Source organism: Streptomyces poriferorum, from assembly GCF_019399235.1.
In the GTDB taxonomy this organism is placed as follows: Bacteria; Actinomycetota; Actinomycetes; order Streptomycetales; family Streptomycetaceae; genus Streptomyces; species Streptomyces poriferorum.
Map to the genome: position 1 here is coordinate 47,861 of NZ_JAELVH010000008.1, position 8,274 is coordinate 56,134.

The 8,274-nt window shown below is 70.7% G+C and carries 6 protein-coding genes; 3 read left to right on the plus strand and 3 right to left on the minus strand.

The window, feature by feature from the left end:
• Nucleotides 1-63 precede the first annotated feature (63 nt).
• Nucleotides 64-2,484 (plus strand): endopeptidase La, encoded by a 2,421-nt coding sequence (gene lon / locus JGS39_RS03035; protein WP_219567100.1) that lies wholly within the window; start codon nucleotides 64-66, stop codon nucleotides 2,482-2,484.
• 102 nt (nucleotides 2,485-2,586) lie between these two features.
• Here lon and JGS39_RS03040 read toward each other — a convergent pair whose 3' ends face one another.
• The gene (locus JGS39_RS03040) at nucleotides 2,587-3,267 is read right to left on the minus strand and encodes a polysaccharide deacetylase family protein (protein WP_219567109.1); all 681 of its coding nucleotides are present in this window, start codon (nucleotides 3,265-3,267) and stop codon (nucleotides 2,587-2,589) included.
• Nucleotides 3,268-3,546: 279 nt separating this feature from the next.
• Complete coding sequence (locus tag JGS39_RS03045) at nucleotides 3,547-4,392, minus strand: lysozyme (protein ID WP_219567101.1); 846 nt, start codon at nucleotides 4,390-4,392, stop codon at nucleotides 3,547-3,549.
• Nucleotides 4,393-4,616: 224 nt separating this feature from the next.
• Between JGS39_RS03045 and JGS39_RS03050 the strand changes: the two genes are divergently transcribed.
• A complete protein-coding gene (locus tag JGS39_RS03050; RefSeq protein WP_236063326.1) occupies nucleotides 4,617-5,114 on the plus strand; it encodes a MarR family winged helix-turn-helix transcriptional regulator in 498 nt (165 codons plus the stop codon).
• 207 nt (nucleotides 5,115-5,321) lie between these two features.
• Here JGS39_RS03050 and JGS39_RS03055 read toward each other — a convergent pair whose 3' ends face one another.
• Complete coding sequence (locus tag JGS39_RS03055; RefSeq protein WP_219567102.1) at nucleotides 5,322-6,107, minus strand: protein phosphatase 2C domain-containing protein; 786 nt, start codon at nucleotides 6,105-6,107, stop codon at nucleotides 5,322-5,324.
• 364 nt (nucleotides 6,108-6,471) lie between these two features.
• Between JGS39_RS03055 and JGS39_RS03060 the strand changes: the two genes are divergently transcribed.
• A partial coding sequence (locus tag JGS39_RS03060; protein WP_219567103.1) for a nitrate- and nitrite sensing domain-containing protein occupies nucleotides 6,472-8,274 on the plus strand: 1,803 nt, incomplete at its 3' end.

Sequence of the window (8,274 nt, forward strand, 5' to 3'; positions counted from 1 at the left end):
AACATTGAGCGGCTCAGAAGCATTGAGTCTGCATAACTCAACTTGACTGCCGAAGGGGAGATCATGGCTACTGAGTCCAATGCGGTCACACCGCTCACGCTGCCTGTGCTGCCGCTCGACGACGAGGTCGTGCTGCCCGGAATGGTGGTGCCTCTCGACCTGTCCGACAGCGAGGTCCGGGCCGCGGTGGAGGCCGCGCAGGCCGCAGCCCGCGAGGGCGGCGGCAAGCCCGAGGTGCTGCTCGTTCCGCGCATCGACGGGAACTACACCGGGATCGGTGTCATCGGCACCGTCGAGCAGGTCGGACGGCTCTCGGACGGCGACCCGGGTGCCCTCATCCGCGGTCGTGGACGCGTACGGATCGGGGCCGGGACCAGCGGGCCCGGTGCCGCGCTCTGGGTGGAGGGGACCCGGGTCGACGGCACCGTCCCCGAACCCCTTCCCGGAGCCGTCGCCGAACTGGTCAAGGAGTACAAGGCCCTCGCCACCAGCTGGCTGAAGACGCGCGGCGCCTGGCAGGTCGTGGACCGCGTCCAGCAGATCGAGGACGTCTCCGCGCTCGCCGACAACTCCGGCTACTCCCCCTTCCTGACCACCGCCCAGAAGGTGCAGCTCCTGGAGACCGCCGACCCGGTCGCCCGTCTGAAGCTCGCCATCCAGTGGCTCGGCGAACACCTCGCCGAGCAGGACGTCGCCGAGTCCATCGCCAAGGACGTCCAGGAGGGCGTCGACAAGCAGCAGCGCGAGTTCCTGCTGCGGCGCCAGCTCGACGCCGTACGCAAGGAGCTCTCCGAGCTCAACGGCGATCCGGAGGACGAGTCCGACGACTACCGGGCACGCGTCGAGGCCGCCGACCTTCCCGAGCACGTCCGCGAGGCCGCGCTCAAGGAGGTCGACAAGCTGGAACGCGCCTCCGACCAGAGCCCCGAGGGCCCCTGGATCAGGACCTGGCTCGACACCGTCCTCGAACTCCCGTGGACCGAGCGGACCGAGGACGCCTACGACATCAAGGGTGCCCGGGAGATCCTCGACGCCGAACACGCGGGCCTCCAGGACGTGAAGGAGCGCATCACCGAGTACCTCGCGGTGCGCAAGCGGCGTGCCGACCGCGGACTGGGTGTGGTCGGAGGCCGGCGCGGCGGCGCGGTGCTGGCCCTGGTCGGGCCGCCCGGGGTCGGAAAGACCTCGCTCGGCGAGTCCGTGGCGCACGCCATGGGGCGCAAGTTCGTCCGGGTCGCCCTCGGCGGTGTCCGGGACGAGGCGGAGATCCGGGGCCACCGGCGTACGTATGTCGGCGCGCTGCCCGGCCGCATCGTCCGGGCCATCAAGGAGGCCGGCTCGATGAACCCGGTCGTCCTCCTCGACGAGATCGACAAGGTCGGCTCCGACTTCCGCGGCGACCCCGCCGCGGCCCTCCTCGAAGTGCTCGACCCGGCCCAGAACCACACCTTCCGCGACCACTACCTGGAGGTCGAGCTCGACCTCAGCGATGTCGTCTTCCTGGCCACGGCCAATGTGCTCGAAGCCATCCCGGAGGCACTGCTCGACCGGATGGAACTGGTCAGGCTCGACGGCTACACGGAGGACGAGAAGGTCGTCATCGCCCGCGACCACCTGCTCCCGCGCCAGCTGGAGCGGGCCGGTCTGGAGGAGGACGAGGTCGCTCTCGACGAGTCGGCGCTGCGGAAGCTGGCCGGCGAGTACACGAGGGAGGCCGGGGTCCGGAACCTGGAGCGGGCCGTCGCCCGGCTGCTGCGCAAGGTCGCGGCCCAGCACGAGCTCGGCGACCGGGAACTGCCGTTCACGGTGACCGACGAGGACCTGCGCGGGCTCATCGGCCGGCCGCACCACGTCCCCGAGTCCGCCCAGGACCCGGCCGGGCGCCGTACCGCGGTGCCGGGCGTGGCCACCGGGCTCGCGGTGACCGGAGCCGGGGGTGACGTGCTCTTCGTGGAGGCGTCGCTCGCCGACCCGGAGACCGGGGCGTCCGGCCTGACCCTCACCGGTCAGCTCGGCGACGTCATGAAGGAGTCCGCGCAGATCGCGCTGAGCTTCCTGCGCTCGCACGGCGCGGAGCTGGAACTGCCGGTCGCCGACCTCAAGGACCGGGGCGTGCACATCCACTTCCCGGCGGGCGCGGTCCCCAAGGACGGCCCGAGCGCGGGCATCACCCTGACGACCGCGCTGGCCTCGCTGCTCTCCGGGCGGCTGGTCCGTACGGATGTGGCGATGACCGGTGAGGTGTCGCTGACCGGACGCGTCCTGCCCATCGGCGGCCTGAAGCAGAAGCTGCTCGCCGCCCACCGCGCGGGCATCACCACGGTGGTGATCCCGCAGCGCAACGAGGCCGACCTGGACGACGTGCCCGCCGAGGTGCTCGACAAGCTGGAGGTCCACCCGGTCACGGACGTCCGCCAGGTCCTGGAGATCGCCCTCGCCCCGGCCTCGGCCCCGGCGGAGCGGAGGATTCCGGCCGCGGCGTGAGTGTCACGGCGTGACGGACGTGGCACCACGGACACGGCCGGGACGGGCGGCCCGTTCTCCCCCTCGCGGGGAGGCGGGCCGTTCCGCGTGAGCGGCGGTGGCTCAGGGGCGGTAGATGGTGCCCGGGACCGGCTCGGCCGGTGCCATCAGTTCCGGGACGGTGACGAAGGTGTAGCCGCGCTTCTTCAGTTCCTCGATGATGCCGGGCACCGCGGGCACCGAGCCCTTGTAGATGTCGTGCAGCAGGATGATGCCGTCCTTGGTCGCCTGGTCGAGGATCCGCTTCTTGATGAGCGCGGAGTCCGTCGTCGAGTAGTCCTTGGCGGTGGCGTTCCACAGGATCTGGGAGAGCCCGAGGTCCTTGCTGATCCCGGAGACCGTGTCGTCGGTGCGGCCCTGCGGCGGACGCATCAGCCGGGGCTTCTTGCCGGTGATGGCCTCTATCGCGTCCTGCGTCTTCTTCAGCTCGGCGCGTATCTCCGCGGGCTTCTTGTCCGTCAGGATCTCGTGCGACCAGGTGTGGTTGGCGACCTCGTGGCCCTCGGCCGCGATCCGGCGGACGATTTCGGGGTGCTTCTTCACATGGTTCTTGCCCAGCAGGAAGAACGTCGCGTGGACCTTCTCCTTCTTCAGGATGTCCAGCAGGTGGGGGGTGGCCTCGGCCGGGCCCGCGTCGAAGGTCAGGGCTATGCACTTCGCCTTGCGGCAGTCGACCGGGCCGAACGAGCCCTTCGCGTCCGAGCCGGCGTCGCCGCGGGCGGATCCGGGGGCCGTGGTCTCCATCGAACAGCCGCTCAGCGTCAGCGTGAGCGCCGTCACAAGAGCGACGGCCAACCCCGTGCCGATCGACTTCGTCCTACTGGGCAAGGCAGGTCACTCCCTCATGCATACGTCGCACTTATGTGCGCACTGCAAGGACTATACATAGCGCGTATACATACTGTGTATAGGGGGTGCCGGGGCCCGTTCGAGGCGCATTGTCGCTGGTCGGAGTGATGAAACGAGGCGGAGCCCGGTGACAGGGTGCGTCACCGGGCTCCGTGGAGATGAAGTGCGGGGCGGCTAGCCGTTGGCCAGCGCCTGTACGCGGTCGAGGGCGCCGTTGAAGTGGTTGTGGTCGCCCACCGTCGGGCCGGACGACGTGTACTGCCAGATCGTGTAGAAGCCCCAGCCGGCCGGGAGGGTGCCGACCGTGGTGTTGTAACGGGCCACCCAGAGCGGGTTGGTGGCGCCGAAGCTCGCGTTGTTGCCCGTGCAGGACTGCCACCAGCTGGTCGCCGTGTAGATGACCGCGTCGCGTCCGGTGCGCGCCTTGTACGTGTTCACGAAGTCACGGATCCAGGAGACCATCCCGGCCGCGGTCTTGCCGTAGCACTGCGCGCCGTACGGGTTCCACTCGATGTCGAGCACGCCGGGCAGCGTCTTGCCGTCCTTGGACCAGCCGCCGCCGTGGTCCACGAAGTAGTTGGCCTGGGTGGCGCCGCTCGTCGTGTCCGGGGTGGCGAAGTGGTACGAGCCGCGGATCATCCCGACGTTGTACGAGCCGTTGTACTGCTGGGCGAAGTCCTCGTTCGTGTAGTACGTGCCCTCGGAGGCCTTGACGTAGGCCCACTTGACCCCGCTGTTCCAGAGCGTCGACCAGGCCACGGCGTTCTGGTGGCCGCTCACGTCCACGCCTTCGGTCTGGACCGCGCGGGTGGTGGGCAGGCCGCCCTGGCCGTCGTGGGCGACGACGCCCATGCCCATCGTGGCCGTGCCCCGGGCGGGTGCGGTGGGGTCCCCGGCGGTGGGAGCCGCACCGGCGGCGCCGGGCAGGGCGACGAGGAGGGAGAGAGCTGCGAGCAGAGTTCCCGCCGCGGCGAAGCGCGAGCGACGGACTGTCGTGGAGCCGGATCTGTGCACGGGCATTGCGTGCCTCCGAGGCCTCAGTGGGGGGATCTGCTGACCCGGGGCACGACGGACGCACCCCTTGCGGCATGCCATGGTGTGAACATGCCATGCATGACGCTACGCACGTAGACCCGGGTGGCGGAAGAGGGCCTGGGCGGTGCCGTTGGTCTACTCCTGCGAAATACTGGTGGAGCTGCGGCGATGACCAGCGGTGAAAGAAACTTTCAGTGGCGGGAAAGCTCATGAGGGGTGTTGACGTGCACGGGAGCGAACGCGGGAGTGAACCCGGCGCAACCGCAGGAAATGGTGTGGACCACGAATTTCTCGCCCTGGAGCTGGAGTTGGCGGTCTTCCTGCGCCGCGCCCGGGCCAATTCCGGTGAAATGGCGCGCGAGGTGCACCCCGAACTGGAGGCGGCGGCCTACGGGCTCTTCGTACGCCTGGAATCGGCCGGCCGTCAGCGGGCCACCGACCTCGCTTCCTACTTCGGCGTCGGCAAAGCCACCATGAGCCGTCAACTGCGCGCCCTGGAAGACCTCGGCCTGGTGGCCCGCGAGCCCGACCCGGCCGACGGGCGGGCCTTCCTCGTCCACCTCACGGACGAGGGCCTCGCCCGCTTCCGCAGTGTCCGGGACGCGCGCCGCGACCGCTATGTGCGCAAGCTCGCCGACTGGGACCGCACCGAGGTCGCGGAGCTGGCCCGGCTGCTGCACCAGCTGAACGCCCGCGCCGAGAGCTGAACCGGACCGCCCCGCGCGGGACGCTTCACCTGCGCGCAGGACGGCACCTGCCGTGCGCGGGACGGTTCACCTCCTGTGCGTGGGACGGTTCGCCTCCTGTGCGTGGGACGCTTCACCCGCCGTGCGCAGGGCGGTTCACCTCCTGCGCGCGGTACGACACCCGCCGCGCGTGGGACGCATCACCTGCCGCCCTGCGCGCAGGGCGGTTCACAGTTGCGCGTAGACCGCCGTCGCGTCGTCGTGCTGCTTGCTCCGCCGCAGGTACGTACGGTCCGTGTCCGCCTTCTCCAGGGCCCGGACCCGGTCGATCAGCCCCTGGGGGCCCTCCTTGTGGAGCACCCCCAGGCAGTCCGCCCAGTCGCCCTCGCCGAACATCTCCGTCCAGCGGCTCGCCCCGTCCGTCATCGCGGCGACCGCCCGCACCCCGGCGCGCGGCGTACGGCCGGTGACCGCGCGGTCCGCGACGGCCGGGTCGGCCGCGGCGGTGAAGAAGCCGCCCTCCTTGTTCCGTACCTGTGCGTCGGCGATGACCTCGGAGGCCAGGGACCCCGGCGGCAGCCGGTCGAGCCGGTCGTCCAGCACGGCGCGGACGGTGCCGCCCGGCGACTCGAACAGCAGCACCGAGTCGGACAGCACCAGGTGTTCGATCTCCGCCTCGTCCCAACGCACCATCACGACCGTTGCCTGTGGCGTCCGTACGTGAGAAAGGTCACACAGGGAACGGTGCGTGTCGGCGGTGCGCCGGATGGACTCCGCGAGGATCTCCCGCAGGGGCAGATCTCGCCGCGAACCCGACAGTTCGACCAGAGCGCCACCGAGTCGCGCCGTGAACCACGGGACCGAGTGCGCACAACCGTCGTCACCCCGCGGCGGAGTCACCCCGTCGAGCAGGACGAGCCCTCCACCCTGGCCGGAGGCGGGCAGGACCGTGGCCGCCCAGTCCTCGTTCGGGCGCCCGGCGAGGCCGGCGGCGGTGGCGAGTTCGATGCGCATGCGGCCAGTCTGCACGATGCCTTCACGGGGCCTGCACCGACCGGGGATTGGCCCGTACCAGCAGGTCAGAAGGGCGGGTGGAGCGGAAGGAATCACTCCGGGAAGTGTGCGGGCGGGCATCCTGCCAAAGCCTGCCCCGAAGATCCAGCCGGGCGCCCGGGTGTGCCGTGAGGGCCCCGGGGGGAGACTTGTTCGCCAACTCCGGAGTGCGGTTCACTCGTTCGAGTGGCGGAGCGGTTGATGCGCGCCCCCCTCTCAAAAGCACTGGAATGGTCAGAAGCCGTACCAGGGGTCGGGGCGCTCGTTCACGTGACCGAGCGTCACCTCTGCTTCAAGGGCGGACGAGTCGAGATTGCGAGCACCGGTGCAGAAGAAGCGGCCTCGGAGCAAGGGCAGCAAGCACAGTGGTTCCGAGGTGGCGTCGTCGGCGCCGGCCGAGAGCGGGCGCACCGTGCGCGTGCGAAGCCGGCTCGTCGCGGGCGTCGCCGTCGTCGGGATCACCGTCATAGCCGCGGGAGCGCCCGCGGCCCTGAGCGCCTCCTCCGACCTGACGGAATCACAGCGCCTGGTCACCCTCGCGGAGCTGAACCAGCAGGCCATCGCGCTCGCGCACTCACTCGCCGACGAGCGCGACGAGGTCACCACCTTCATCGCCGCCGGCCGGGAGGGCAAGCCCGGCGCCACGAGCGGTTCAGCGGGCAGCCGAAGCGCCCGCGTCGACCAGCAGGTGGACGAGATCCGGGACGCGGCCTCCGCCGTCCTGCGCCGCGACCTCTCCACCATCCCCTCTCTGCGCCGCGACGCCATCAGCGGCAAGGGCACGGCGCTGGAGGCCCACCGGGCGTACACCGAGGTCATCGCCAAGCTCCACGACCTCGCCGAGGAACTCGCGGACAGCACCTCTCCGCGCGCCGCCGAAGCGGTCCGCGCCCCCCTCGCGCTCGGCCGGGCCACCGAACAGGCCTCCGCCACCCGCGGGCTGCTGCTCGCCGCGCTCGCCGTCCCCCGCAAGGAGCCGGCCGAACCGCAGATCGACCCCTTCACCGGCCTGCCCGTCCAGACCCAGGACGAGGGCGAGACCAAGGAGGACCGCACCCGCGACGAGCTGAGCGGCGCCGCCCAGCAGTCCAGGGTCGGCGAACTCTCCGCCCTCGCCGACTTCGACCAGGCCGCCGGCACCACCGCCCGGGACAAGCTGTCCACCACGGTCACCGGTCCCGAGGTCAACAGCGCGGAGAAGTACCTCGCCGGGCTCACCGACCGCCCCGAGCTCTCCGAGTCCGACCAGAAGGTCAGCAGCAAGAAGCTTCAGGCTGCCCTTTCCGCCCGGATCGACCGGATGCGCGGCGTCGAGTCCGCCCTCGGCACCGCCCAGGTGCAGCGGCTCGGGGAACTGCGCGACGACGACGTCACGGCGCTCGAACTGCGGATCGCGCTCCTCGGCGGCTGTCTGCTCATCGCCGTCGGCGTCTCCACCGCTGTGGCCCGCACCCTCACCCAGCCGCTCGCCGTCCTGCGGATCGGCGCGGGCCGCCTGGCCGCGGAGCCCGAGACGGCCGAACCGGTCCGCTACACCGGCCGCAACGACGAGTTCGCCCAGGTCGTCCGTTCCATCAACGCGCTGCACGGCCGGCTGCACGGACTGCTCCACGAGTTCAACGGACGGTTCGAGAAGCTGGAGGCCGAGCGCGGCGGACTGATCGCCGGCCGTGAGGCACTCACCCTCCAGCGCGCCGAACTCCAGGTCCACACGGCGGATCTGACGGCGCAGCTGGAGAAGCTGAAGAACACCGTCCACCACACCTTCGTCAACCTGTCGCTGCGCACGCTCGGCCTCGTCGAGCGCCAGCTCGGAGTCATCGAGTCCCTGGAGGAGCGCGAACAGGACCCGGAGCGGCTCGGCACGCTGTTCAAGCTCGACCACATGGCCACCGTCATGCGCCGTCACAGCGAGAACATGCTGGTTCTCGCGGGCGCCGAGCACGGCCACGGCCACCCCGGGCCGATCCCGCTGGTCGACGTGCTGCGCGCCGCGGTCAGCGAGATCGAGCGGTACGAGCGGGTCACCATCCAGTCCCTGCCGCCGCACGCCCAGATCGCCGGGTTCGCCGCCGACGACCTCAGCCACCTGGTCGCCGAACTCCTGGAGAACGCCACGTCGTTCTCC

Coding starts and splice junctions, on each gene's coding strand:
- lon (WP_219567100.1), top strand. CDS start 64: ATGGCTACTGAGTCCAATGCGGTCACACCGCTCACGCTGCCTGTGCTG.
- JGS39_RS03040 (WP_219567109.1), bottom strand. CDS start 3,267: ATGGAGACCACGGCCCCCGGATCCGCCCGCGGCGACGCCGGCTCGGAC.
- JGS39_RS03045 (WP_219567101.1), bottom strand. CDS start 4,392: ATGCCCGTGCACAGATCCGGCTCCACGACAGTCCGTCGCTCGCGCTTC.
- JGS39_RS03050 (WP_236063326.1), top strand. CDS start 4,617: ATGAGGGGTGTTGACGTGCACGGGAGCGAACGCGGGAGTGAACCCGGC.
- JGS39_RS03055 (WP_219567102.1), bottom strand. CDS start 6,107: ATGCGCATCGAACTCGCCACCGCCGCCGGCCTCGCCGGGCGCCCGAAC.